A 26085-nucleotide genomic window follows, 5' to 3' on the forward strand; every position below is an offset into this window, starting at 1 on the left:
GATCTGGGTCAACTACCGGGCCGCCGGTCGTTTCGCCCTTTCCGAAGCCGCGGCTCTTCGCCGGCCCGCCGTCGCGACGGTGGTTTGACCCAGGTCAACGCGGCGATGCCGGACCGCTGGGACCATGGCTGCCTGGGCCGCCTGCGATAGCGCTATCGGCTGGTTCGTTCCCGCCGATCGGCGCCGATTGTGCCGGCAGGTTGGGCGCTGCCGCGCGGGGCCGATCCCGCCGCCAGGAGGCAGGAGGGGACGCCCGCGCCAGCCGGCGGTGACCGCGCCGTTCGCTGTACCTGGAGCGAGCATGACGATATCCCACTCCGCCAGCGAGCCTGCCGCCCCGCCCGGGCTATCGAGTGCGCAGGCGGCTCGGCGGCTGCAGCGCGACGGCCCCAATCGCCTGCCGCAACCGGACCGGCGCAACGCACTGCGCATCGCCGTCGGCGTGGTCCGGGAACCGATGCTGCTGTTGTTGCTCGCCGCAGCCGGGCTGTATCTGCTGCTGGGCGACCCGCGCGAGGCCTCGGTGCTGCTCGCATCGGTCGGCTTGGTGATCGCCCTGACCGTGATCCAGGAGTACCGGTCCGAGCGGGCGCTGCAGGCGCTGCGCGACCTCAGCAGCCCGCGCGCACGGGTGCTGCGCGACGGCGACATGCGCGTCGTGTCCTCGCAGGAGCTGGTGGTCGGCGACGTCATCGCCGTCGCCGAAGGCGACCGGGTTCCGGCCGATGCCCGGGTAGTGGACGACTACGACCTGATGCTCGACGAGTCGATGCTGACCGGGGAGTCGATGCCGGTTCGGCGCCAGGCCGGCGCGGCGGCGGACGCAGAGTCGAACCGGATCCACGCAGGCACCCTGGTGGTGCGCGGGCATGCCACGGCCGAGGTGGTCGCGACCGGAAGCGCCACCGCGATCGGCCGGATCGGCGCGCAGTTGCGGATCCAGCGCCCGCCGCCGACGCCGATGCAATTGGAAATACGCCGCGCGGTGGCGCTGTTCGCAACGCTGGGGCTGTTGGTCAGCGGGTTGATGACCGGTTTGTATGTCGCGGTCCATGGCGGATGGCTACAGGGGCTTCTGGCAGGCGTCACCCTGGCGATGGCCAACATCCCGGAGGAGTTTCCGGTAGTGCTGACCGTGTTCCTGGCGCTGGGTGGCTGGCGCATGGCGCGGCACCGGGCGCTGGTCCGCCGCGCGCCGGCGATCGAGGCGCTCGGCTCGGTGACGATCCTGTGCACGGACAAGACCGGCACCCTCACCGAGAACCGGATGACCCTGGCCGAGCTGATCGCCGCCGACGGGGCGGCTCGGCCCGACAGCTTGTCCTCCGCCGCGCAACGCCGGCTGTTGCGGACCGCCGACCGGGCTTGCCCGGACCGGCCCTTCGATCCGATGGAGCAGGCGATCCGCGCGGCGGCGGCCGCGCTGGCGCCACCGCCGGGATGGGTACGGATCCGCGAGTACCCGTTCGGCAAAGACCTGCTCGCGACCACGCACGTCTGGCACGACCCGGATGCGCGCGGGCTGGCGATCGCCAGCAAGGGTGCGCCGGAAACGATCGCGGCCCTATGCCGGCTGTCGCCGGAACGGACGGACGAGGTCCTGCGCGCGGTCGAGCGCATGGCCGGACGCGGCTTGCGGGTCATCGCCGTCGCCGCGGCGGCATGGTCTCCAGGCCCGGCGGCGCTGCCGACGTCGCCGCGCGAATTCCAGTTCGAATGGCTCGGGCTGCTCGGCTTCGTCGACCCGCTGCGCCGCGGGGTGGCCGAAGCCATCGGCCAAGCGCGCGCCGCCGGTGTGCGGGTGGTCATGCTGACCGGCGACCATGTAGCGACGGCGCGCGCCATCGCCGCTCAAGCCGGCGTGGACCGATGCGGCGACGTCGCTCTCGGCGCCGATCTGGAGCGACTCGACGACGCGGCGGTGATGCGCCGCATCCAAGATACGGACGTGTTCGCGCGGGTCAAGCCCGAGCACAAGCTGCGCCTGGTCGAAGCGCTGAAGCGCGCCGGCGAAGTCGTCGCCATGACCGGCGACGGAGTCAACGACGCGCCAGCGCTGATGGCGGCTCATGTCGGCGTGGCGATGGGAGGACGCGGCACCGATGTCGCCCGGGAGGCGGCCTCGATCGTGCTGCTGGACGACGACTTCGTCACCGTGGTGCGCGCCATCGGCCAGGGGCGGGTGATCTACGACAACATCGTTCGCGCGATCCGCTACATTCTGGCCGTCCACGTGCCGATCACCGGACTGGCGTTGCTGCCCTTGCTGTTCGGCGCCGCGCCGGTGCTCATGCCGTTGCACGTGGTATTCCTGGAACTGATCATCGACCCGGCGTCCACCCTGGTCTTCGAGCGCGAGCCTGCCGACCCTGGGGTCATGCGCAGGCCGCCCCGGCCGCCGTCGCAGCGCCTGCTGGACAGGCGCACCTTGTTCGGCAGCCTGGGCGCCGGACTCGCAGTATTCGCCGCCATCGCCGCGGTCTACGTACTGGGCCGCTCGGCGACGCTGGCCACATCGCAGCTCGCCGCGCTTTGTTTCACCGCGTTGATCTCGGGCAACCTGGGGCTGGTCGCAATGAACTGCAGTCGAGGCGATCGCCGCTGGACCTGGCGCTGGAATCCGGCGTTCTGGACCATCGTCTGCTGCGCGCTCGCTACGCTGGTCCTGATCACGCACGTCCCTTCCTTGGGGATCTGGTTCCGATTCTCGCCGCCGCCGGTGGCCGGGTCGGCGCTCGCGTTCCTGGCGCCGCTGGCGGGACTGGGCTTGATCGACGCCGGCTCCCGCAGGCGCCGGCGCTAGGCGCGCGCGCAGTGCGCACGCAGGCATTCGCGGGCGATCTGCGCTTCTTCGTCCACGTCGACGCGCCAGACCCGCGCGGTGCTGCCGCGGGCTTCGATCCGCGGGCTGCCGCTGCGGTTGGCGGTTTCGTCCAGTGCGATCCCGAGCCAGGCCAGATAGGCCGCGATCGACGAGCGCACCGGCGCGGAGCGAGCGCCGATGCCGCCGGAGAACGCCAGGTGGTCGATGCCGCCCAGGCGCGTCGCCATCGCGGCGACGGCTTGGGCGACGCGCAAGGCGAACAGATCCAGCGCCAGGGCCGCGGACGGGGCGGCGGAGGCGAGCAGCCGGCGGACATCGCCGGTTTCGCCTGATATGCCGCGCAGCCCGGAACGGCGGTACAACGCCTCCTGCAGCTCTTCGGCCGTCGCGCCGCGGCGCAGGAGATACAACAGCGCGCCCGGGTCCAGACTGCCGCTACGGGTCGTCATCGGCACCCCGTCCAGCGGCGTGACGGCCATGCTGGTGTCCAGGCTGTCGCCGGCACGGACCGCGCACAGGCTGGCGCCGCCGCCCAGATGGGCGAGCACGATCCGATCGCTGCCGATCCCGTTGCAGGCCCGGTCCAGTTCCTGCACCGCAGAGGCGAATGCGAGTCCGTGAAAGCCGTATCGCCGTATGCCCAAGGCGTGCCATTCCTCGGATACGGGCAACCGCCTGGTGTTCTCCGGGAGGTTGCGGTGCCATGCCGTGTCGTAAGCGGCGTACTGGGGCGTGTCGGGCCACCGCTGCGATACTGCGCCCACCAGCGCCAGCGCCGCCGGCTGGTGCAGCGGCGCCAGAAGCGAGAGTGCCTGCAATCGGTCGAGCTCCGCGCCATCGAGCGCGCGCGCTCGCTCCGCGTCGCCGCCGTGGACCAGCCGGTGGCCCACCCAGGCCGGCGCGCCGGGCAGCTCCAGGGCGTCGACCGCCGACGCGAGCAAAGATTCGGGGCCGCCATCGGCGGCCAGCGCCAGTTCGATGCGCCGCAGCGGAACCGGGCTCGCGTCCGGGCGCAGTTCGAATCCCGCATACCAGGCGGCCTTCAGAGTCGCCGAGCCCAGATTGAGCACCAGGCAGGCTCGCGGCGCGGGCCGGATCGGATTGACTAGCTCTGTTCCCACAACACGTCCGGCCGCGCCAGGCCGCAGGTCGCGGCATATTCGGCCGGCGACAGCCAGGCCGACGGTGCTTGTCCCATCACCCCCGCCGCCGCTGCCAACGCGTGCGCCCAGGTGCAACGGTTGGCGAACATCAGCCCCTGGGTGTCGAGCGTGCCGCCGCGGTTCCGGTAGCCCAATGCCGCAGTCAGCGCCGGCCCGTCGTCCAGCCGGCGCAGCGCTCCCAGCATCGGTTCGGGGCGCGTATGAGTCAGCAATACGCGCGGCCGCCCGGGCGCGAACCAGCGGCGGACGGTTTCGTCGTCGTGGACGCGCTCGAGTTCTTGCTCGTCGCGCGGCGTCCTGAATCGCCCGGGCTCGCCCAGATAGATCAGGTTGGCCCGCACGCCGTGCGCGCGGAGCCGGCGCCAAGCCAACGACATTTCGCCGAGCTGATAGGCGCCGGTGGCCACCAGGTCGATCTCGGGGTCGTGCGCGCGCTCGAGCAGCAGCGCGCCGTCGCGCAGCAGGGACTGCGCTTGCGCGCCGTCGAGGAGGACGGGCAATTCCCGTTTCGGCACCACCAAGGCGACGATGCCGCCGTGCTCGGCATAGACCGCCTGCAACGCCGCCTGCGCGGCGTTGGCGTCCGGCGGAAACAGGATGCGCACCGTGTCCTGCATCTCGCCGAGCAGGACTTCCGACAGGGTCGGATCCTGGTGGGACTGTTCGTTCTTGGCGTTCTCCCAGGTATGCGAAGTCAGCACCAACGGCACCGACAACCAGCCCGGCGGCCGCCGGGCCCGGCGCAACTGGCGGGCGAAGATGAGTTCCTGCCGGACCGCGCCCAGCATCTTCACCGCGAACGCCTCATAAGTGACGATCAGGTTGATGCCGCCTTTGTTGGCCAACGCCGCGCACGCCACCGCTTCCTCGTTGAGCGCGGTGATCACGGCGCCGGCCTCGGCCTCGGCGATGCCCGCCTCCGGCGACTGCACCCGGTGCTTGAGCAGATCCAGGCTGCGGTCCAGGCGGTTGCTGCGCAGTTCGTCCGGGTTCCCGACCCTGACGCGCAGCTGCGGGTTGGCCCGTACGATCTCCACGAAGCACTCGTCCAGCGCCGCCATCGGCGACGCGTTCTCGCCGCTCGCGCGCCATCGCGGCGGCGGCAGTTCCGGGATGGGCACGCGACGCGTCGCCAGAGGGTGATCGCGTTCGAGCGGCCGGCCGTTGCCCGCATGGTTGCGCAACGCCGCAACCGCATCGCGCAGCTCCGCGTCGGCGACGCGGAGCTGCCTGCAGGCCGCGTTGAAGCGGCGCCTGGAATCCTCGTCCTCGGCCGGGTTGCCGGGCAACGGAAGGTTGTGCGCACGGTTGCTTCCGGCGCCCGGGAAACCGAACCCCTTGGGCGCCTCGGCCATGCCGTAGCGCAGCGGCGCGCAGGTATCGAATCCGGCGCTCGCGTACGAGGCGACCCGGGTGAGCTGGCGCAGTTCGATTTCGTGGACGCCCCAGGCGATGCTGGCGGGATCGCGACCGTCCAGACCGACCGGCTCGAAACCGTTGAGGCGCAAATGGGCGCGCAGCCAGTGGCCGCCGCCTTGCTGTGCGATCTGGCTGCGCTGTTCGATGCGGCGGCCGTTCAAGATCATGATCGGCGCGACCAGGCCGCAGTCGTGCGGGCGCCACCAGCGCGGCGCCCAATCGCTGCCGCGTTGCTCCTCGAACGCGCCGTCGCTGAGGAAGGCGACCAGCCGCTCGCCGGGCAAAGGCGCGTGGACGTAGTGCAGCTCGGCGAAGCCCAGGTAGCCGCCCTCCTGCAGACTGCCGGCCGTGAAGGCGTTGACGTGCGAGCCCAGAGGCGACTCGGGATGCCCGTCCGGCCGGGTCCGGTAGGCGTAGAAGTCGTCGACGAAGCGGCTCAGGCCGGCTTCGTCGAGGCGGTAGCGCCGGGCGTGCTCGGCGCTCATGTTTCCGACCAGCAGATTGACTGCATCGATCGCCGCCACGCAATGCCCCTGCCCCATCATCCAGGCCCGCGTGTGCCCGGTCAGCGCGTCGATCGCCAGGTAGGCGACGTAGGCCGGCACCATGTTCAGCGAACCTCCGGTGTGGCCTTCGGGACTGGGCTTGAAATCCGTTTTCGCCAGATCCGAGCCGTCGAGCCTGACCCGGGCCGCGTAGGTCATATGCACGACCAACCAAATCGCAGCGCTGGCCAGCCGGTCGGCCGCGGCGAGGATCCGATAGCCGGCCTCGGCATCGGCGATCCTGCCTTGCGCCCGCAACGATTCGACCAGGGCGTGAATGCGGACCTGGGTCAGCGGATCGTGGGCGATCACGCCGTAACCGGCGGCCCAGGCGGCGAAGGCCGGATCGCTGCGCCGATGCGCCGCGGCGGCGGCGGCGACCTGCCGGCGCTGGGGCGCAGCCAGATCCGCGCAGGTCGCGCAGGCCCTGAGCGCCTCGTCCGGGGTTTCGTCGTAGGTCATGACGCGGCCTGCGCGGGCGGTGCGGCCAATCGCGCGGCGATCGCCGCGGCGATCGGCTCGTCCAGGCGGATGGCGTTGCTGGCATGGGGAACGCAGTCGGTACTCGCGACGAGGCGCGCGCCCGCCCGATACAGGGATTCGAAGGCGTCGCCGACGAACAACGGATGGATCACCACGCAGACCGCCGGCTCGCACCGGCCCTGCAGCTGCCCGAGCACCGTGCGCAAAGTGCCTCCGGTGGAAACGATGTCGTCGACCAGCACCGGCGTGCGGTCTCGCAGCCGCCCGAGGTCGGGCAGGCTGACCTCGACCTCGGCGGCGCCGTGCCGGATCTTGCTCAGCAGTTGGTACGGCGCGCCGGCCTCTGCCGCGATGCGTTCCACCCACTGCGCGCTTTCCTCGTCGGGACCGATCAGCATCGGCCGCTCGACCCGTTCGCGTATCCATCGGGCCAACCACGGAGCCGAGGAGACGCAATCGGCCGGAATCCGGAACACGCCGTCCAGGCGCTTGATGCGATGCAGATGCGGGTCGACGGTGATCAACCAGTCGACGCTCTCGTCGAGGAACCGCGCGAACGCCCGCGCGCTGACCGCCTCGCCGGGATGGAATGGGCGGTCCTGGCGCATATACGCCAGATACGCGGCGACCAGGCCGACGCTGCGCGCTCCCAGTGCCCGGGCCGTGTCGGCGGCGAAGCGCAGCGGCAGCGCCTTGCGGTCGGGCTGGTTCAGGCTGGCGACCAAGACCACGTCGGCGCCGCCGATCTCCCGGTCGATGCTTATCAGCGACTCCGCATCGGGGAAGCGAGTCCAGCGCAAAGCGCCGACCCGCGCCCCCAGCCGCGCGGCCAGCGCCGTGGCCATCGGCAGATCCTCGGCGAGCGGCAGTAGGACCGTGTTCATGCCGGATCGCTCCGGATCGACAGGATGTCGGCATGGCTGCTGGCATAGCTCAACGCATAGGCCAGTTCGCCGCGGGCCTCGGCGTGGACGACGAACAAGGGAGCGCCCGCGTCCACCCAGTCGCCTTCGCGCAGCGCGCACACCACCCCGGCGGTCGGATCGTTCGGAGCGCCGGCCAGCTTGGCCACGCGCGCCAGCAGGCGATTGTTGATGCAGGCGATCCGGCCCGCCGTCGGCGCGACGAACGCCTGGGTGAAACGCGCCCGGCCGGGTTCGCGAAAGCCGCCCTGCGCCTCGCAGATCGCGACGAATTTCTCCCAGGCCGCGCCGGACTCGAGCGCCAGCGCCGCCGCCTCGCGACCTCGCCCGGGACGCGACTCCGGCAGCAGCTCAAGCACCGCTCCGGCGATGTCCAGGGCGCGCTCGCGCAGATCGCGCGGCGCCTGAGGCAGGCCGCGCAGCACCGCCAACACGTCCTGGGCCTCCAGCGCCGGGCCGATGCCCCAGCCCACCGGCTGCCGGCCATCGGAGAGGTGGATTCCCACCCGCAGTCCGACCGCCTCGCCGACCAGGGCCAAGCGGCGGGCGAGAGCGTCGGCTGCGGCCGGCGTCCGAATCTTGGCCGTCGCACCGACCGGGATGTCGATCAGCACGTGAGTCGAACCGGCCGCCGCCTTCTTGGACAGGATGCTGGCGACCATCTGCCCGCCGCTGTCGATGTCGAGCGGGCGCTCGACCTGGATGAACACGTCGTCGGCCGGACTCAGGCGGATTTTTCCGCCGGACGCCAGGCAACCGCCCTCGCGCTCGACGACCCGGCGCAAGTCGCCCAGTTCCAGATCCACCGAAGTCATCGTCGCCATCACATCGGCCGTGCCCGCCGGCGAGGTGATCGCGCGCGAGGAGGTTTTGGGGATGCGATATCCCAGTGCCGCGACGATGGAGACGATGATCGGCGTGGTCCGGTTGCCGGGCAGCCCGCCGACGCAATGCTTGTCCAGCACGGGGCCGGCCCCCCAGTCGAGCCGATCGCCGGCCGCGACCATCGCCCGGGTAAACGCCGTGCACTCGTCGAGATCCAGGCGATCGCCGGCGCATGCGGTGACGAAGGCCGCGAGCTCGATGTCCGACAGGCGCGCCGCCAGGGCGTCGCGCAGCACCGCGGCGAATTCCCGCTCGCCCAGGCGGACGCCGTAGACCTTGGCCCGTAACAGCCCGCTGGACTCCGCCGGATCGGCGTGGGCGAACTCGGCCAGGGCGCCGGGCTCGGGACGCAGGGCCTGCCAGGCGGCTTCGGATACGGCGGCTTCGTGCGGTCCGAGCCAGTCGCCGGTGACCACGTTCAGCACCGCCACCGCATCGCGCCCGGCGCTGCTGATCCTGACCCGGGTCAGGGCTGCGAAGCCCTCGGCACGGCAGACGGGGCAGTCCCTGTGCAGGTACAGCACGGGCTGCCGGTAGGTGTCGATGCCCGCTCTGCGCACGGGAAGCCGGATCGGCGCCTGCCACGGCGAAACGGCTACGGGACTGGGATCGATCGCGTGCATGAGGGCGCCGAGCGAGTTTTCGTCCGAACCTACCCGCTTCGCGATCGCCGCTATTGATCCTGGTCAACGACCGCGGCCGCGGACCGGTCGGCTCGCGACAGCGCGCCCGGCGAAGTGCGCGGCTTTGCCGGCGAATCGTCCGATCCGGCAGCCGCTAGCGCGCCGTGTAGCCCCCATCGATGACCAGGCTGGCGCCGGTGACGAACTTGGCCTCGTCCGAGGCCAGATAGATCACGGCCCAGGCGATGTCGTCGGTGTCGCCGACATGCCCCAGCGGGTGAAGCCGCCCCAGTTCCTCGCGGGCCCGATCCAGGTCGTCCACGCCGTTGGCGCGCAGATGGTTCACGACCATCGGCGTCCAGATATAGCCGGGGTGCACGCTGTTGACCCGGATCCGGTTCGGCGCGTAGAGCAATGCATCGGTGCGGGTCATCAGGGTCACCGCGCCTTTCGACGCGTGGTACGGCGGCACGTCCGGCGCGCCGACCAAGCCGTAGATGGAAGAAAGGTTGATGATGCTGCCCTGGCCGGCGCGCAGCATAGGGGGAATCGCGTGTTTGGTGCACAGGAACACGCCTTTGACGTTCACGGCCTGGACCCGGTCCCACTCCTCCTCGGTGATCTCGTGGGTCGGCTTGTTCACGCCCGATATGCCGGCGTTGTTGACCAGCACGTCGACGCCGCCGAAGGTCTCGCCGACCGATTCCATTGCGTCCCGAATCGACGCCTCGTCGGTTACGTCGACGCGCCAGTAGCGGACCTGCGCCCCGCGGAAGCGCAGCTCCTCCGCCAGCGCATGCCCGGGTTCGTCCACGACATCGAACAGGGCCACGCTCGCGCCCTCTTCGGCCAGGCGCCTGGCGCACGCGCAGCCGATCCCCAGGCTGGCCCCGGTAACGACGCAGACTTTGCCTTTGACGCGGTTCATGTGGCCTCCTGACATTCGCGCCGAGGCCGCGCTCACCTGCACGGCCTTCGGCGCATCGTTCATTCGAACGATTCGAGTTCGTGAACGCGCTCTTTCAACGTCATCTGCCCCAGATCGCGCATCTGCGCGGCCAAGGCCGAGTACAGGTCGTCGGCGGTGACCAGTCCTATCGGCCGGCCGGCGGCGTCGAGCACCGGCAGGCGGCGGACGCCGCTCGAGCGCATGAGGCGGATCGCGTCGGCGATATCCTGGTCGTCGCGGCAGACTACGACCTGCCGGGTCATCGCGTCGGCGACTGCAACCGCCTCGGCGGACGCTCCCACCGCCATGACCCTGAGCACCAGGTCGCGGTCGGTCACCATCCCGAGCAAGGCCGGCTCGCCCGCGGCCTCGTCGGCCACCAGCAAGGTAGCGACGTGGGCGTCGCGCATGGCTTCGGCGGCGGCGCGCGCGGTGATGCCAGGCCCGATCAAGTGCATCTGTTGTCGACATATGTCACGCACTCGCATGGCTGATCTCCGGGTTGTCGCGACCGCATGGTGCGACGCGGGCGCACGCCGGCCTCGATGCGCTGGCGCGCCGGCCGACCGGCGCGTCTTCGGCGCGGGGCACCAAGGGCAAATGGCGTTGTTCGCGGTCCATCGGCGCACCTAATCGATCGCGAGCGCGGTGGTGGGCTCGGCGCTGGCCGAGTTCAGGTCGACGCGCGCGCCGAACTCGGGAACCAAGGCCCTCCAGCCCAGTTCTTGCTCGATGCGCAGCCTCAACCTGTCGGCGGCCTGCGGTTCGCCGTGAGTGACGAACACACCGCGCGGTCCGGCTTTCATCGTCGCCAGCCAAGCGAGGATCTCCGCGGCGTCGGCATGCGCCGAGGCCGACTCGAGCTGGAGCACCTGTGCCCTGACCGCTATCTCCTGCCCGTAAATGCGCAGGGACTTCGCCCCTTGCGCCAGCAGGGCGCCGCGGGTGCCGCCGGCCTGGTAGCCGCACAGCACGATCGCATTGTTCGGATCCGGCGCGAACGCGATCAGATGGTGCAGCACGCGCCCGCCCGTCGCCATTCCGCTCGCCGACACGATCACCATCGGTCCTTTGCGCCGGTTGAGCTCTTTCGACTCCTCCGGACTGTTCACGATATGGGTGTTCCTGCGCATCCGCTCCAGGTCCGCAGCGCTGAGCCGAAGCTGCTGCGGATACTGTGCGTACAAGGCAGTGGCATCGGTCGCCATCGGGCTGTTCAAGTACACCGGCGCCGGCGGCAGTTCGCCGGCGTCCTGCAGTTCGGCGATGACGTGAAGCAAGGACTGGGCGCGCCCCACCGCGAACGCCGGAATCACGGCGACGCCTCCGCGCTGCAGCACCGGGAGCAGAGCCGTTCGCAGCTCCCGACGCAAGTCGACAGGCGGATGCTCGCGGTCTCCGTAGGTCGACTCGGTGACCACCCAGTCCGCGCGATCCAGCGGTTGCGGCGCGCTCATCACCGGATCAAAAGGCCGGCCGATGTCGCCGCTGAAAGTGATCCTCACCCCGCGATGTTCCAGGCTGACCGCCGCCGCGCCCAGGATGTGGCCTTGGCTCCTGAAACTCGCCTTCACTCCCGCGACCGGCTCGAAAGGCTGCGCGAACTCGACGGTTCGCATCAACCGCAGGCAGGCCAGCGCGGCCGCCTCGTCGTACAGCGGTAGCGCCGGGCGGTGCTTGGTGGTCTGCTTGCGGTTGGCGTAGCTCGCCTCTTCCGCCAACAGACGGGCCGAATCGGGCAGCAGGATGCCGCACAGGCGCCGGGTGGCCGGCGTACACCAGATCGTGCCCTTGAACCCCTCGTCCACCAGGCGGGGAAGGTAGCCGCTGTGATCCAGATGCGCATGGGTCAGGACCACGGCGTCGATCGAGCCGGGCTCCATCGGGAAGCGCGCCCAGTTTTTCAGCCTGAGCGCCTTGTAGCCTTGAAACAGGCCGCAGTCGACCAGAATGCGCCGCTCGCCGGCCTCGATCAGGTACCGGGATCCGGTCACCGTTTGCGTCGCGCCGAGAAACGTCAGGCGGAAACGGGAGTCCGGCAGATTGAAGGTCGCTTCCATCGCGAGTTCGCCCAGGCGGTCGAGAGACCGGTGTCCAGGAGGCCGACGGGATCCTCGGGCCTTCTGATGCCGCCTTCACTTAGCTCGCTCCCGCTGCTGGCGGGCTTGATCCAAATCAAGCTTCTTGCGCGCGGCGAAGCCGACCGAGGCTCCGCCGGCCCGCCGAGCTGCGGATGGCACCATGGCTCGCCAGCCCGCCCGGCATATCGGCCGGGCGCGAACCGGCAGCCATCGCCGGCCCGGACCGGCGTCCCGGGCCGCAGCGCTTGTCCGCGAGGACCTACGGAAAAGCGCTCTGCCCGACTCCTGCTACTCAGTCGTCCGAGAAACAGCCCTGCGCCAGCTTGACGTACCAGTAGCCGGTCGCCGGCTGGAATTCTTCGACCAGGATCGTTTCCTCCTGAGTGGACTCTCCCCAGCCCAGGTAGCACGCCTGCTGCGCGTAGTACGACGCGGCTTCGTACGCCTGGTCGCGGTCGTGGCCGTAGCCCTCGCCGATGACCTGGTAGTGGTGGCGGTCCGCGAGGGCGGCGCCGCTGAACACGATCGACATCAGGAAGGCGGCGCCTGCGGCGCGATACTTCTTCATCTTCATACCTGCTCCTTGCGGTTGAAGTTTGGAGGCTGCGGAACGATCGTGACCGCCGTGTTAAACGCAGATGCCGGAGAGTTCCAACGGCCCCCGGGACGACGAGCCACGGCCTGAGCGCGAACGCGGACCGGTGGCTGCCGCGCGTTCGCCGCTGCTTAGGGGAAAGAAGCGCTCCTGCGCTCGCGGCCTGGAAACCCTAGCACGCGCGCCGCCGCCCGGTTCGCCCCGGCCGCCGCCCGGCCCCGCGACTGCCGGGATCGCCGCCGCGGCACTGGTGCAGAATGCGCCTGGACGCCTGCGGCCGCCGGCACCGATCGCCGGCCTGGCGGCCATCCACGCGCAGACATCCGTCCTCACGGGAACCGAGCCATGTCCGACACCGCAACGTCGCTATCCGCAAAGCTGATCCGCAATGTCCATGAGGTTCCGCTGGAACGCTTCGTGCGTGGCTCGCAGTACTTGAGCGATCGGGCGCGGATCACCGAAGGCACGGCCGCGCGCAAGCTGGCGGCGAGCTACGACGTGGTCCCGGCCGGAATGCGGGTGTGTCCCTATCACCTGCACTACGCGCAAGAGGAGATGTTCGTCATCCTGGAAGGTTCGGGCACCTTGCGCGTCGCAGGCGAAATGCTGCCGGTGAAGGCCGGCGACGTCATCTGCATCCCGCCCGGGCCGGAGTATCCGCACCAGCTCATCAACACGTCGTCGCAGCCCCTGAAGTACCTTTCGATCGGCACCACCGACGACCCGGAAATCTGCGTCTACCCCGATTCCGGGAAGTTCATGGCCGAAGCCAATCTGGCCGGCGCCGAGCCGTTCGAAGCGATCCAACGCGTCGATGGCGGCGTCGACTACTGGAGCGGTGAATCCTGAGCCTGTCGCAGGCAGTGCGGCTGCGAAGCGACGGCCGACGGCACAGCAGCCGCAGAACAGTCGGATAGCGAGCGCCTTTCGCCACAATCGGATGCAGATGGCCTTGGGTTCGTTGTCCGCGCAGAGGCTCTATCCGGCTGCCGCACCGAGCCGGAGCGCCAATGCCGCGACCGACGACGCTGGACGTCCCCGGCTTCGCCTGAGCGGTATAAGGTGAGGAACCAGCGCCCCGCCGCATCGCCTTCCCGCCGAGAACGCCGCATGAGCCCTGAACCCACTGGCCGCCTACGCGGCAACGACCTGATTCTGACCCGCCGGTTCCGCGCCCCCATCGACGAGGTCTGGGCGAGCCTGACCCGGCCGGAGCGCACCGCGCTGTGGTTCGGGCGCTGGCAGGGCGAAGCCGGCCCGGGCAAGACGGTGCGTCTGCAACTGGCGCGCGAACAGGGCCAGCCCTGGGCCGAGGTGGCGATCGAAGCCTGCGAAGCGCCCCATCGCCTGGCGATCTCGATGAAGGACGAGGCCGGGGATTGGCGGATCGAGCTGAGCCTGGCGCAGGACGGCGATACGACCGAGCTGCGCTTCGTGCAGCGGCTCGGCGACCGTACCCTGGCCGGCGAAGTCGGACCGGGCTGGGAGTACTACCTCGACCTGCTGGCCGCCGCGCGCGATGGCGCACCGCTGCCCGCGTTCGCGGACTATTACCCGGCGCAGAAAGCCTACTACCTGCACGACGCATGAAACCGCCGGTGTGGAAACGGCCCGCTCCGCCCCGGCGCCGCCCCGCCGGCACCTTGTCGGCGGCGCAGAAGGAGGCCGCGCGGGCCCGCGCGGCCGCGGCCGGGCGCCGCTATCCGAACCTGATCGACAACCTGTGGGCGGCCCGCCATGTGCCGACGCCGGCAGCGGAGGAAACCGGCGACGGGGACGAGGACGAAGACGAGCGCTGAGCCGGCCTCCCCGACGCGGTCCGGCGCCGCTCACTGGGCGGGCGCAGCCGCGGACTGCGGCACCCTGCGCAGCTTGGACAGGTCGTAGCCCAGCTCGCGCAGGCGCTGCAGGTGGGCGCGGTAGTCGGCGTCGGCGATCGCGGGGCTGCGGGCCATGATCCAGGCGTAGTCGCGCTTGCTGCGGGCGACGATGGTCTGGCGGTAGTCCGGGTCGATGTAGGCGATCACGTACTCGGCCTTGATCGGCCAGACGAATTGCATGCCCCAGACCGCATTGCCGGTGCCGGGGCGGACGAAGCCGGTCGGCCGCATGACCTCGATGGGGGCCTGGTGGCTGCCTTTGCGGAACGAGAAGGTGGTGCGGATGCGGCCGTCGCGGTCGAGGCGATAGGACTCGACCGCGTCGTAGGCCTCGCGTTCGGGCGCGGACGGGATATGGGCGATCACGTACCAGTCGCCCATGTAGCGCGGCAGGTCGACCGCCGCTACCGGCGCGATCGGGCGCGGGTCGGCAGCGCAGGCGCTCAGCGCCGAGAACAGGGCGAGCAGGGGCAGCGAACGGATCGGGCGCATCGCAGATTCCTCATCGCTTGGCGAACAGGTAGTGGGCCACGCCCCACTGGCGGCCGCGGTCGTAGCCGAACAGTTCCGCGCAGGCCATCCAGAACATGCGCCAGCGCTGGCTCCACAGCCGGTGCGCGTCGCCGTACACCGAGAACAGCGCCTGTTCGACCGCCTCGCGGTTGGCGTCGTGGTTGCGCAGCCAGTGATCGGCGGTGCGCTGGTAGTGGCTGCCGTCCAGCAACCAGCGCTGCTGCAGCTGCAGGTGGCGCTGGAACCAGAGCAGGGTGTCGGCGGCGGGCATCAGGCCGCCGGTGAAGAAGTGCCGGCCCATCCAGTCGTCGCGGCCGGCCGACTCGAACGGATACATCAGCTCGCGATGGCAGAACACGTGCACGAACAGCTTGCCGTCGGGCTGCAGCCAGCCGGCGACGCGGCGCATCAAGTCGTCGTAGTTGCGCATGTGCTCGAACATCTCCACCGACACGCAGCGGTCGAAGCGCAGCGGCTCCAGCGACAGCGCGCTCACGTCGGCGGTGAGCACCACCACGTTGCTCAGGCCGCGCTCGCGGCAACGGCTCTCGATGTAGCGGCGCTGCGAGGCCGAGTTGGACACGGCGACGATTTGCGCGCGCGGATAGCGGCGCGCCATCCACAGGGTCAGCGATCCCCAGCCGCAGCCGAGCTCGAGGATGCACTGGCCGTCCTCCAGTTCGGCCCGCTGCGCGTACAGCTCGAGCATCGCCTGCTCGGCCCGCGCCAGACTCTCCGTGCCGGTCGGGTAGTAGCAGCACGAGTACTTCATCTGCGGCCCCAGGCAGGCGGCGAAGAACGCCGCCGGCAGTTCGTAATGCTGGCCGTTGGCGGCGTCGGCGTGGATCGCGATCGGGCTGCGGCGCAGGGCCTCGATGCGGGCGCGGTACAGCTCGTGCTGGCCGGCCAGGCCGTCGCTGCGTTCCTCGCGCAGCCTTTGCGCGCACAGGCGGCGGATGCCGAGGCGGATCGCCGCGTCCGGCAGCCAGGCGCGCTCGGCCCAGCCCAACGGCCCGGCGGCCGGCGAGCGGTCGGCGGCGTAAGCGGCCGCGGTTTGGGTGGGGTAGGCGGAGTTCATCGGCGGACCTCGTCGTCGCGGCGCTCGGGTTTGGGAAACCAGGGGAAGAACATCGGCGTGCGTTGCTGGTAGCGGCGGTAGTCCGCGCCGCGGCTGCGCAGGGCCTGCGCCTCGGTGAACGGAATGCCGCTGAGATAGCGCAGGAACAGGTACATCAGCAGCGGCCCGGACCAGGCCAGCCACTGCAGCGGCGAGCCGACGGCGAAGGCCGCGTAGGCGAACCAGTGCAGCCATTCGAAGAAGTAGTTGGGGTGGCGCGAATAGCGCCATAGCCCGACCTGGCAGGTGCGGCCGCGATGGGCGGGATCGGCGCGGAACCGGGCCAGTTGCCGGTCCGCCAGCGCCTCGCCGGCCCAGGCCAGCGCCCACAAGCCGACGCCGGCGGCCAGCCAGGACGAACTCGGCCGCGGATTGGCCGCGGCCGCGGCGAACGGCAGGCAGAACAGCGGCACCAGCGCGGCCTGCGCCTGGAACAGCCCGAGGAACTTGCCCTGGTGGTCGTTCCAGTGTCGGCGCAGATGCCGGTAGCGGCCGTCCTCGGGCTCGTGCCGCACACGCCGCCACAGATGCGCGGCCAGCCGCAGGCCCCACAGGCCGCCGCACACGGCCACCGCCAGGCGCACGGACGCCGCGCCGTCGCCGAACCCGGCGCAGGCCACCGCGCCTGCGCCGACTCCGGCCGACCACAACACGTCGACATTGCCGGCGTTGCCGTGCCGGCGCTGCCAACGCCAGCCGGCGGTCATCGCCAGCGCCATCGCCGCCCAGATCGCCAGCAAGGTCGCCGCCACGCTCACGGCCGCGCTCCCGCTGCGGCCGGCGCCGGGCACCGGCCGAGCGCGCTCAACAGGGGCAGCGCCAGCGCCCAGCCGGCCGCCAGCCACAGCAGCCCGCGCCAGCGCGGCGCGGCGAATTCCAGCGCCCCCCAGCCTGACTCGGCCGCCAGGTAGGCCGCCGGCGCGCCGAGCGCGCCCAGCGCGGCCGCCAGCGCCGGCCGGGACTGCAAGACGCGCAGGCCGCGCGGCAGGCTGAGCGCGAACGCGCACCACAGCGCCAGGATCCAGGCCGGGGCGAACCGCGCCGAGGGCCAGGCCGCGGCGTACCCGGCCCAGCCGCTCAGCGCCAGTCCGCCGTCGACCGCCGCGCCGGCGGCGACGGCCGCGACGAGCAGGCGCGCGTCCGCGCCGGGCTGCGGCGACAACGCCATTTGCACCAGCACGAAGACCGCCGCCGCGGCCACGCCGGGCCAGGCCAGGCCGGCGCCGGCGCCGAGCACCGCGGCGAACCACACGGCCTGGTAGCCGGCCAGGTCTAGCCAGCCCCTCACGCCTGCAACTCCGTTTCGGGCAGCCACGCCTCGCGGCGATGACCGGGCTTGGCCAACAGCAGTTGCGCCACCCCGATCGAACGCTCGCGGAAGCCGCCCTCGCAGTAGCACAGGTAGAACTCCCACAGCCGCAGCAGGCGGCGGTCGTAGCCCAGCGCCTGGATCCGCGCGCGCGCGGCCAGGAAGCGCTGGCGCCAGGCGCGCAGGGTCAGGGCGTACGACGCTCCGAAGTCGTCCATCTGCAGCAGCGCCAGGTCGCTGGCGCGGGTCTTGGCCTCGAGCAAGGCCTGCACCGAAGGGATGAAGCTGCCCGGAAACACGAAGCGCTTGATGAAGTCGACCTGGCCCAGCGCCTGCCGGTAGCGGTGGTCCTCGATGGTGATCGCCTGCAGCATCGCCAGGCCGTCGGCTTGCAGCAGCGCGCCGACCCGTTCGAAATAGGTCTCCAGGTAATCGGCGCCGACCGCCTCGACCATTTCGATCGAGACCAGCTTGTCGTAGCGTCCGCGCAGGTCGCGGTAGTCGGCCAGCAATACGCTGACACGGTCTTCCAGCCCGGCCTCGCCCACCCGCCGGGTCGCCTCGGCATGCTGCTCGCGCGACACCGTCGCGCTGGTGACATGGCAGCCGTAGCGGCGCGCGGCGTGCAGGGCGAAGCCGCCCCAGCCGGTGCCGATCTCGATCACCCGATCGCCGGGCCGCAGGCGCAGCTTGCGGCAGATGCGGTCGAGCTTGCGCTCGGAGGCGGCTTCCAGCGGCTCGTCGGGGTGCGCGAAGACGGCGCTCGAGTACATCAGGTCGGCGGACAGGAAGCTGGCGAAGAACTCGTTGCCCAGGTCGTAGTGAGCGGCGATGTTGCGCCGGCTGCCGGCGCGGGTGTTCCGGCGCAGCAGGTGCCAGGCGCGCAGGGCCCAGCCGCCGAGCCGGGCCCAGCCGCCTTCCATCGCGTCGAGCAGGTCGCGATTGCGCACCAGCAGCCGCACCAGCGCGACCAGATCGTCGCAATCCCACAGTCCGTCCAGGTAGGCCTCGCCGGCGCCGACGCTGCCCTGCGCGGCCAGCGCGCGGTAGAAGCCGGGGCCGTGGACGCGGATCGCGACATCCAGTTCCGGATCGCTCGGCGCGGGCGCGCCCAGCTCGACCGTGCCCAGCGCGTCGTGCAGACGGATGCGGCCGTGGCGCAGCTGCGCCAGCCGATCGATCAGCCGGCGCCGCAGCAGGCTGTCGAGCGACGAGTAAGCGGCGGGGATCGGCGGAACACAGGTCGAATTCATGCGCGGCCTCGGGTCGGGTTCGGATGGTCGTGGACGGGAATCCGCTTCAGCCACAGCCGCAGCGCCTGCCAGTGGATCGCGCCGACGACTTGCGCGGTCATCAACGGATAGCGCCACAGCAGCCGCGCCAGCGCGGCGCCGTCGCAGGGGCGGCGGTGCAGGCGCAGGCTGGCGTCGAATTCGCGGCCTTCGGCGCCGAGCACGTCCATGTGCACATGCAGCTCGTCGCCCGGCGCGGTGAAGCGCCAGGCATAGCGCCGTTGCATGGCCATGAACGGCGAAACGTGGAAGCGTTTGTCGAAGCCCCACTCCAGCGCCCGGCCGCGGCGCCGCGCGTCGCGCGCGTCGAGCACGTAGGCGTGGCGCTCGCGCCAGGGCGTGTTGGTGATGTCGGCGACGACGAAGTCCAGCGCCTGCCCGTCCGCGGCGTAGCAGTAGTAGAAGCTGACCGGGTTGAACACGTAGCCGAAGTAGCGCGGATGGGTCAGCAGCCGGATCGGCCCTTGCGGGCGGACCCCGCACTGGCTGTCGACCCGTTGGCGCACCGCCTCGGCCAGCGGCAGGCCGGCCGGGCCGAGGTAGTCGGGGCGGTGGAAGCGGGCCAGGTTGGGCCGCCGCGAAGACCACAGCCAGCGTCGCTCGAACACCCGCTCCAACTCGTCCAGGTCCAGATAGAGCTGGGCGATCCGGTAGCCGAAGACGTGCGGCGCGGGCAGGTGGCGGCGGTGGCGCACGCGGCCCTCGTACACGGCGCTGTGCAGCGGCTCGACGCGGCTCGCGTTCATGCGCCGGCTCCGGCGGACGCCGGCGCGAACCGCGCCGCGCTCGTCGCGGCCAGCGCCTGCGCCACCTCCAGCGCCGAGCGCATGCCGTCTTCGTGGAAGCCCCAGCCCCAGTAGGCGCCGGCGTACCAAGTCCGGCGGCGTCCCTGGATCTCGTGCTTGCGCCGCTGCGCCGCGACCGCGGCCGGGTCGTGCACCGGATGGGCATAGCGCATCCGCGCCAGCACCCGCGCCGGGTCGATCTCGCTGCTGCGGTTGAGGCTGACTATCAGCGGCTCCGGCGCGTCCAGGCCCTGCAGCAGGTTCATGCAGTAGCTGACCGTGCAGGCCGCCGCGGGCGCCGCCGGCAGATAGGCGTTCCAGGCCGCCCAGGCCTTGCGCCGGCGCGGCAGCAGGCGCGCGTCGGTGTGCAGCACCACGTCGTTGTCCTGGTAGCCGATCGCGCCGAGGATCTGCCGCTCTTGCGGATCGGCGTCTTCCAGCAGGGCCAGCGCCTGGTCGCTGTGGCAGGCCAGCACGACCTGATCGAAGCGCTCCTCGCCCGCGGCATGGCGCAGGCGCACGCCGTCGCCGTCGCGGACCACGCCGGTCACCGCGCAGGCCGGCCGTTCCTGCACCCGCCAGCGCGCGCGCAACGCGGCCAGGTAACGGTCCGAACCGCCTTCCACCACCCGCCACTGCGGCCGGCCGGACAGCTGCAGCATCTGGTGGTTGGCCATGAAGCGCACCAGGTAGGCGGCCGGGAACTGCAGCGCGCGCTCGGCCGGCAGCGACCACAGCGCGCAGGCCATCGGCAGCAGGTGCAGGTCGCGGAAGGCCTCGCCATAGCCTTCGCGGCGCAGATACTCGCCCAGGGTCGGCCCCGGCTCCTGGGCCTGGAGCAGCCGCGGCGCGCGCCGGTAGAAGCGCACCAGATCGCGCAGCATGCTCCAGAACCGCGGCGACAGCAGGTTGCGGCGTTGGCAGAACAGCGCGTCCAGGTCGGTCGCGTTGTATTCCAGGCCGCTGCGCTGGCATTGCACCGAAAAACTCATGGTGGTGGCCCGGCTGCGCACCTCCAGCCGCTCGAACAGGCGGCTCAGCAGGGGGTAATGGCCGGGATTGAAGACGATGAAGCCGGTGTCGACGCGGTAGTCGCGTCCGCGCAGGCGGACCGCGTGGGTGTGGGTGTGGCCGCCCAGGCGCGGGTCGCGCTCGAACAGCACGACTTCGTGTTCGTCCTGCAGCAGCCAGGCGGAAGCGAGTCCGGCGATGCCGGAACCGACGACGGCGACGCGCATGCTCATTGCCTCGCCCGCGCCAGCACCCAGGCCGGCACCGGCTTGAGGTCGTGGACCAGGCCCAGCGCGGCCAGCGCGCGCAAGCCGTAGTAGGTCAGGTCGACCTCCCACCAGCGGAACCCCTGGCGCGCGCTGCCGGGAAAGAAATGGTGGTTGTTGTGCCAGCCTTCGCCGAAGGTCAGCAGGGCCAGCCACAGGTTGTTGCGGCTGTGGTCGCGGGTGTCGAAGCGGCGGCGGCCATAGCGGTGGGCGAGCGAGTTGATCGTGACGGTGGCGTGGAACAACACCGTGGTCGAGATGAAGAAGCCCCAGACCAGCATCTGCCAGGCCCCGGTGCCCAGTTGCGGCGCGACCGCATCGAGCGCGGCGCCGAGGCCGAACAGGCCCAGGGCGAGCAGCACCGGCACCACGGTGTCGTAGCGGTCGAGCCAGCGCAGCTCCGGATAGACGGCCAGGTCGGGCACCCGCGACAGGTCGGTGCGGAAGGCCTGCGGGGTCAGGAACCACAGCACGTGGCTGCGCCAGAACCCTTGCTGCACTGGCGAATGCGGGTCCAGCGCGGTGTCCGTGTGGCGGTGATGATGGCGGTGGTGCGCGGCCCACCACAGCGGGCCGCGCTGCACGCTGGAGGCGCCGATCAGGGCGAACGCGAACTGGACGCGGCGCGAGGCGCGGAAGCTGCGGTGCGAGAAGTAGCGGTGATAGAAGCCGGTCAGCGCGAACATCCTGATCGCGTACAGCGCGGCCGCCACCGCCAGCGCGACCGGCGACACGCCGGTCCACCAAGCGCCCAGGCAGCCCAGGTGCAGGCCCAGGAACGGCAACGCGCGCAACCAGTCGACGCGGTCGTCGCGGCCGGCGTCGCGGCCGGCCTCGGCCTCGGCCTCGGGGTCGGGGCCGGTATCGAACCAACGGCGGACGACGCGCAGGCGTCGGCCGAAGCGGCCGGAAGAGCCGGTCGGGCGGGCGAAACTCAGGCGCATATCGCGGTCCGGTGCGGATATGCCCGGACTTACGGGGCGCCGCCGTCCGCGGATGCAGCCGGACGGCGATTTTTTTTGCCGGCGCCGCCGAGGCGGCGCGGAACGCTCAGATCGCGCCGATATCGCCCTTGGCCACCACCGGCCCGCTCGGCGCCGCGTGCGGAATGCCTTGCGCCGGTTCCAGGGTCACCGCCAGGGTGCTGCCGACGACCAGTTTGCCGAGCAGGGCCGCCGGCACTGCGACCGAATGCGCCTTTTCGTTGGACACGAAGCCCAGCGACCGCGGCGCCTCGCCCTTGGCGATCAGCCACAGCTCGCCGACCCGGCCCTGGGCGTCGGCCGGCGCGGGAATCGGCACCATCAGCACCTTGCCGGCGCGCTTGTCGACCGAGGCCAGCCAGCCGGGCCGGCCGTCGTCGCGGGTCAACGGGGTCACCGGCCGCGCGGCCTCTTCTTCCTGCGTCACCGGCGGCGCCGGGGCGGGGCCGGCCGGCGGGCGGCCGAACAGGAACAGGGCGACCGCCGCCACGGCCGCGGCGCCGGCCAGGCCGCGCCACAGCGCCAGGTGATTCCACCAGCCGCTGCGCTCGCGCTCCCAGCCCAGGCGCAGCCGTACCCCGCGCCACAGCTGCGGCGCGAGTTCGGCGGCGGGCAGTTCCTGGGCCAACGCGTTGAGCCGTCGCTCCCACTGCGCAACCAGGCGGCCGAACGCCGGGTCGGTGCGCAGGCGTTGCCGGGTCTGCGCCCGGGTCTGCGCATCGAGCACGCCCAGCACGTACTCCCCGGCGCGCACTTCGGCGCTGGGCGGTTCCTGATCGGATTGATGATCGTGGATGTTCATTGTTCCAGGCACGCTCGCAGTTGCAGCAGTCCACGCCGGATCCAGCTCTTCACGCTGCCCAGCGGCGAGCCGGTGCGTTGCGCCAGTTCCTCGTAGGTGCTGCCTTCGAAGAACGCGACCCGGATCAGTTGCCGGCGCCGCGCGTCGAGCGCGTCCAGGCAGGTGCGCAGCAGTTCGGCCTCGCTGACCGCTTCGGCGCGCGCGGCCGGGCTCGGGCTGTCGTCGCCCAGTTCCTCAGCCAGCTCCACGCTGGCGCGCTTGAAGGCGTAGCCGCCGCTGCGCAGGCGGTCGATCGCCTTGTTGCGCACCACCGCGATCAGCCAGGTCATCGCTGTGGCGCGTTGCGGGTCGAATTGGTCGGCCTTGTGCCAGATCGCGACGAAGGACTCCTGCAGCACGTCTTCGGCTTCGGCGCGGTCGGGAATCAGGCGCAGGCAGGTGGCCAGCAGGGCGCCGGCGACGTGGCGATACAGCGCCTCGAACGCCGAGCGGTCGCCCATCGCCACGCGCAGCAACAGCGCCTGGGCTTCGGCCGTCGCCGGGGCCGCGGACGCTTCGGTCGGTTCGGTCATGAGGCGGAGGTCGGAAAGGCCGCGTGCGCGGCGAGCGCGAAATACACTACGGGAACCGCCCGGCTTGGGCAAAGAACGCGCACCGCGCAAACGGCGCCGGTGCGCTCGCCGTGCTGGCCCGGCACTGCGCGGCGCGGACGGGCTCATCGGCAGCGCCCGCTCAGCGGCGTCCGCAAGGCGGCGGCCGCATCCATGTCCGGCGCCGCCGTCGTGGCCGGAAACACGATCCGCACCTTGCGGTAGGCGCCGGCGTGGTCGCGGATGGTGCTGATGCCGGCGAAGGATCGCAGGCGCCGGGTCGAGCGGTCGTAGGCCAGTTCGATGTCCGGCGCGGCGAAGCCGTACCAGGCGTCCAGCCGCAGGCGCAGGCGCAGCTCGCCGGCGCCGGCCGGTTGCGCCGGCCGGGGCTCGGCGCGGAAGCGGTAGAACGCCTGCCGGCTGGGAATCAGGAACGGCACCGAGGCCGCGCGGCCTGCGGCCAGCAACGGCCACAGCTCGCGCACGCGCGCGTCGAAGCCGGCGTCGATGGCGGCGCCGGGCGGCACCTCGATCGCCCGGCTGCGCTCCTCGCCGTCCGCCGGCCGGGTGTAGACGAAGCGCCGGCCGTCGCGGCTGCGCACGCCTTCGCGATAGCCGTCGCGGGCGTCCTCGAAGGCGAAGTCCGGCGCGGCCGCGCCCGGGCCCTCGTCGACGATCCGGCGGGCGAACGCGCGCCCGTCGTCGACGCAGCGGAACAGGGTGATCCGGCGCAGGCCTGCGCCGTCGCGCTGCAGCCAATGGCTCTCCCGGTACAGCGGGCGCCCGTCGGCGGCGGCCGTGGCCAGGCCTTCGTAATAGGCGCCGGCGGCCCAGGCCCGGGGCAGGCATAGCGCCACCAGTAAGCAGGGCAGGGCCAGCTTGAACATGCGCGCTCCGGACGGGGTCTTGTGGTTGGATACGCAGCCAGGCCGCGGCCGGATGCACGCGACGGCGAGCGAACGCTGCCGTGCGCGCGCCGGAGCGCCGCCGCAGCCTTCCCGCGCTGGACGCAGCGTCGGCGATCGGCCGATTTGCGGCCGTGCCGCCGGGTAGGACGCAGGGTGTGCGGCTTCGGGGCGGCGGATCGCAGCCTGGTTGCGGACTGGGTCACAGTCCACGCCATCCGCGGCCCGCCGAGCGCCGTTCTTCGCACCGACTGAACGAAGCCGCCGTGAGCCTGGGGCCTCTACCCTGTTCGGGGAACGCGATGAAGAACCTCGTTTCCATTCTGGCGCTGCTGTCGACGATGCCGATCGCCGAGGCGCAACAGGGCGACGGCACCGAGGTCGCGATCCAGACCGAGGTGTTCAAGCCGGCGAAAGTCCCGGCCACGCCCGAGCGCCTGGCGGCCTTGCGCGTACCGGAGGGATTCAGCGTGCGCGCGTTCGCCACCGGCCTGAAGAATCCGCGCATCCTCGCCGTCGCCGCCGACGGCACGGTGTACGCCAGCCGGCGCGAACAGGGCGATGTGCTGATGCTGCGCGACGTCGACGGCGACGGCCGCGCCGACGGCGAGCCGGTGGTCGTCGCCCGCCGCGCCGGCGCCCACGGCCTGGCGATCCGCGCCGACGAGCTGTACCTGGCGACGGTGAAGGAGCTGTTCCGCGCCAGGATCCAGGCCGACGGGACGTTGGGGCCATTGCAGATGCTCGCCGGCGACCTGCCCGACGGCGGCCAGCACCCCAACCGCACCCTGGCCTTCGGCCCGGACGGCATGCTGTACCTGAGCGTGGGCTCGTCCTGCAACGCCTGCAACGAGACCAACCCCGAGCACGCGACCCTCCTGCGCCTGGAGCCGGACGGCAAGTCGCGGACGATTTTCGCCAGCGGCCTGCGCAACACCATCGGCTTCGACTGGGATCCGGCCAGCGGCGAACTGTGGGGCATGGACCACGGCATCGACTTCCTCGGCAACGAGATCCAAGCCGAAGAGCTCAACCGGATCCGCAAGGGCGGCCGCTACGGCTGGCCGCACGTGTACGGCGACGGCGGCCTCAACCCGCAAAGCACGCCGCCGGGCGGCCTGAGCAAGACGCAGTGGAAGGCGATCAGCGAGCCGATGGCGCTGGGCTACACCGCGCATGCCGCGCCGATGCAGATGCTGTTCTACACCGGCGGCATGTTCCCCGCCGAGTATCGCGGCGACGCCTTCGTCAGCCTGCGCGGTTCCTGGAACCGGCGTCCCGCGTCCGGCTACGAGTTGGTGCGGGTGAAATTCGAGGCGGGCCGACCGGCGGCCTTCGAACCCTTCGTGTCCGGCTTCCTGAGCGACGACGGACGCAGCCATATCGCGCGTCCGGTCGGCCTGGCCCAGGCCGGCGACGGCGCGCTGCTGCTGGCCGACGACGCCAACGGTGCGATCTACCGCATCGCCTATGAAGGCCAAGCCGGCCCGAGCGCGGCTAGAGCCGCGCCGGTGCCGGCGCGCAGCATGCAGCGGCAGAATCAGGCCGGCATCGGCGTGCCGCTGGCGCTGGCGCGCAGCGAGACCCAGGCCCGCGGCCGGCTGCAGGTGGCCTCGCCGGCGATCTCGGCCGACGGCGTCCTGGATCGGCGCTACAGCGAATACGCCGACGGCGTATCGCTGCCGCTGCGCTGGTCGGCCGCGCCGGGCGCCCGGTCCTACGTCGTCATCGCCGAAGATCCGGACGCCAAGCCGATCACCCCGTTCGTGCACTGGGTGGCCTGGAACATTCCGGCCGATCTCACTGAGCTGCCCGAAGGCCTGCCGGAACAGATGCGCCTGACCGAACCCGACGGCCTGATGCAGGGCGCGACCAGCCGCGGCTCGGTCGGCTATTACGGCCCGCGCCCGCCGGCCGGCGATCCGCCGCATCGCTACCACTTCCAGGTGCTGGCCCTGGACACCGTGCTCGACCTCGCTCCCGGCAGCGACCGCGACGCGGTGCTGAAGGCGGCCCGCGGCCATGTCCTCGCCCTGGGAGAGGTGGTGGGCCGCTACCGGCAGCCGGTGGCGCCGCCGAAGTAGCCGCCGGGACCGGGCGCCTGCGCCGGCAGGCGGCGGTACGCCGGCTACGGAAGGCCGA

Annotated in this window: 24 protein-coding genes; 5 read left to right on the forward strand and 19 right to left on the reverse strand. The window is 71.4% G+C overall.

The genetic code is table 11. The features are described from left to right. The first annotated feature begins 268 nt into the window (after positions 1-268). Complete coding sequence (locus AC3A57_RS03620; RefSeq protein WP_487577610.1) at positions 269-2803, forward strand: cation-translocating P-type ATPase; 2535 nt, start codon at positions 269-271, stop codon at positions 2801-2803. Here the strand turns inward: AC3A57_RS03620 and AC3A57_RS03625 are convergent. The 8 genes from AC3A57_RS03625 to AC3A57_RS03660 all read right to left on the reverse strand — a co-directional run bounded on the left by AC3A57_RS03625 (position 2800) and on the right by AC3A57_RS03660 (position 12469). Next, positions 2800-3894, reverse strand: coding sequence for an acetate/propionate family kinase (locus AC3A57_RS03625; protein WP_487577611.1), 1095 nt, complete (start codon positions 3892-3894; stop codon positions 2800-2802). The genes AC3A57_RS03620 and AC3A57_RS03625 overlap by 4 nt on opposite strands. A 35-nt stretch (positions 3895-3929) precedes the next feature. Next, positions 3930-6413, reverse strand: a complete 2484-nt coding sequence (locus tag AC3A57_RS03630; RefSeq protein ID WP_487577612.1) for a phosphoketolase family protein — start codon at positions 6411-6413, stop codon at positions 3930-3932. Further along, positions 6410-7318, reverse strand: a complete 909-nt coding sequence (locus AC3A57_RS03635) for a ribose-phosphate diphosphokinase (RefSeq protein WP_487577613.1) — start codon at positions 7316-7318, stop codon at positions 6410-6412. The genes AC3A57_RS03630 and AC3A57_RS03635 overlap by 4 nt, the downstream gene beginning before the upstream one ends. Next, positions 7315-8865 carry a thymidine phosphorylase family protein gene (locus AC3A57_RS03640; RefSeq protein ID WP_487577614.1) on the reverse strand — a complete coding sequence of 517 codons (1551 nt, stop codon included), beginning with the start codon at positions 8863-8865 and terminating at the stop codon, positions 7315-7317. Before AC3A57_RS03640 ends, AC3A57_RS03635 begins: the two co-directional genes overlap by 4 nt. 154 nt (positions 8866-9019) lie before the next feature. Further along, positions 9020-9856, reverse strand: a complete 837-nt coding sequence (locus AC3A57_RS03645) for an SDR family NAD(P)-dependent oxidoreductase (protein WP_487577615.1) — start codon at positions 9854-9856, stop codon at positions 9020-9022. Further along, positions 9853-10302, reverse strand: a complete 450-nt coding sequence (locus tag AC3A57_RS03650) for a CBS domain-containing protein (RefSeq protein ID WP_487577616.1) — start codon at positions 10300-10302, stop codon at positions 9853-9855. The genes AC3A57_RS03645 and AC3A57_RS03650 overlap by 4 nt, the downstream gene beginning before the upstream one ends. Positions 10303-10443: 141 nt before the next feature. Continuing rightward, positions 10444-11874 carry an MBL fold metallo-hydrolase RNA specificity domain-containing protein gene (locus tag AC3A57_RS03655; protein WP_487577617.1) on the reverse strand — a complete coding sequence of 477 codons (1431 nt, stop codon included), beginning with the start codon at positions 11872-11874 and terminating at the stop codon, positions 10444-10446. A 313-nt stretch (positions 11875-12187) separates the two neighbouring features. Then, positions 12188-12469, reverse strand: coding sequence for a hypothetical protein (locus AC3A57_RS03660; protein ID WP_487577618.1), 282 nt, complete (start codon positions 12467-12469; stop codon positions 12188-12190). A 366-nt stretch (positions 12470-12835) separates the two neighbouring features. On the opposite strand from AC3A57_RS03660, the gene AC3A57_RS03665 reads away from it, so the two are divergent. The 3 genes from AC3A57_RS03665 to AC3A57_RS03675 all read left to right on the forward strand — a co-directional run bounded on the left by AC3A57_RS03665 (position 12836) and on the right by AC3A57_RS03675 (position 14289). Then, a complete protein-coding gene (locus tag AC3A57_RS03665; protein WP_487577619.1) occupies positions 12836-13339 on the forward strand; it encodes a cupin domain-containing protein in 504 nt (167 codons plus the stop codon). Positions 13340-13600: 261 nt separating this feature from the next. Next, positions 13601-14080 carry an SRPBCC family protein gene (locus tag AC3A57_RS03670; protein WP_487577620.1) on the forward strand — a complete coding sequence of 160 codons (480 nt, stop codon included), beginning with the start codon at positions 13601-13603 and terminating at the stop codon, positions 14078-14080. Further along, positions 14077-14289 carry a hypothetical protein gene (locus tag AC3A57_RS03675; protein ID WP_487577621.1) on the forward strand — a complete coding sequence of 71 codons (213 nt, stop codon included), beginning with the start codon at positions 14077-14079 and terminating at the stop codon, positions 14287-14289. The genes AC3A57_RS03670 and AC3A57_RS03675 overlap by 4 nt, the downstream gene beginning before the upstream one ends. A gap of 30 nt (positions 14290-14319) precedes the next feature. Here the strand turns inward: AC3A57_RS03675 and AC3A57_RS03680 are convergent, their stop codons facing one another. The 11 genes from AC3A57_RS03680 to AC3A57_RS03730 all read right to left on the reverse strand — a co-directional run bounded on the left by AC3A57_RS03680 (position 14320) and on the right by AC3A57_RS03730 (position 23925). Next, positions 14320-14862: a lipocalin family protein gene (locus AC3A57_RS03680; protein WP_487577622.1), complete on the reverse strand. Its 543-nt coding sequence runs from the start codon at positions 14860-14862 to the stop codon at positions 14320-14322. 10 nt (positions 14863-14872) lie between these two features. After that, positions 14873-15961, reverse strand: a complete 1089-nt coding sequence (locus tag AC3A57_RS03685; RefSeq protein WP_487577623.1) for an SAM-dependent methyltransferase — start codon at positions 15959-15961, stop codon at positions 14873-14875. Beyond that, positions 15958-16719: a DUF1295 domain-containing protein gene (locus tag AC3A57_RS03690; RefSeq protein ID WP_487577717.1), complete on the reverse strand. Its 762-nt coding sequence runs from the start codon at positions 16717-16719 to the stop codon at positions 15958-15960. Before AC3A57_RS03690 ends, AC3A57_RS03685 begins: the two co-directional genes overlap by 4 nt. Positions 16720-16754: 35 nt before the next feature. Continuing rightward, positions 16755-17288: a DUF2878 family protein gene (locus AC3A57_RS03695; RefSeq protein ID WP_487577624.1), complete on the reverse strand. Its 534-nt coding sequence runs from the start codon at positions 17286-17288 to the stop codon at positions 16755-16757. Next, positions 17285-18562, reverse strand: a complete 1278-nt coding sequence (locus tag AC3A57_RS03700) for a class I SAM-dependent methyltransferase (RefSeq protein ID WP_487577625.1) — start codon at positions 18560-18562, stop codon at positions 17285-17287. Before AC3A57_RS03700 ends, AC3A57_RS03695 begins: the two co-directional genes overlap by 4 nt. Continuing rightward, entirely contained in the window at positions 18559-19347 is a 789-nt protein-coding gene (locus AC3A57_RS03705) for a DUF1365 domain-containing protein (RefSeq protein WP_487577626.1), read from the reverse strand. The genes AC3A57_RS03700 and AC3A57_RS03705 overlap by 4 nt, the downstream gene beginning before the upstream one ends. Beyond that, positions 19344-20624, reverse strand: a complete 1281-nt coding sequence (locus AC3A57_RS03710; protein ID WP_487577627.1) for an NAD(P)/FAD-dependent oxidoreductase — start codon at positions 20622-20624, stop codon at positions 19344-19346. The genes AC3A57_RS03705 and AC3A57_RS03710 overlap by 4 nt, the downstream gene beginning before the upstream one ends. 2 nt (positions 20625-20626) lie before the next feature. Continuing rightward, on the reverse strand, positions 20627-21607 hold the full coding sequence (locus AC3A57_RS03715; protein WP_487577628.1) for an acyl-CoA desaturase: 981 nt from the start codon (positions 21605-21607) through the stop codon (positions 20627-20629). 106 nt (positions 21608-21713) lie between these two features. Next, on the reverse strand, positions 21714-22448 hold the full coding sequence (locus tag AC3A57_RS03720) for an anti-sigma factor (RefSeq protein ID WP_487577629.1): 735 nt from the start codon (positions 22446-22448) through the stop codon (positions 21714-21716). Next, complete coding sequence (locus tag AC3A57_RS03725) at positions 22445-23020, reverse strand: sigma-70 family RNA polymerase sigma factor (RefSeq protein WP_487577630.1); 576 nt, start codon at positions 23018-23020, stop codon at positions 22445-22447. Before AC3A57_RS03725 ends, AC3A57_RS03720 begins: the two co-directional genes overlap by 4 nt. Positions 23021-23163: 143 nt before the next feature. Continuing rightward, a complete protein-coding gene (locus AC3A57_RS03730; RefSeq protein WP_487577631.1) occupies positions 23164-23925 on the reverse strand; it encodes a hypothetical protein in 762 nt (253 codons plus the stop codon). A gap of 320 nt (positions 23926-24245) precedes the next feature. Here AC3A57_RS03730 and AC3A57_RS03735 point away from each other — a divergent pair, with 320 nt between their 5' ends. Then, a complete protein-coding gene (locus tag AC3A57_RS03735) occupies positions 24246-26027 on the forward strand; it encodes a YbhB/YbcL family Raf kinase inhibitor-like protein (protein WP_487577632.1) in 1782 nt (593 codons plus the stop codon). Positions 26028-26085: the final 58 nt, after the last annotated feature.

This window comes from Lysobacter sp. Soil_C_15 (assembly GCF_057657315.1).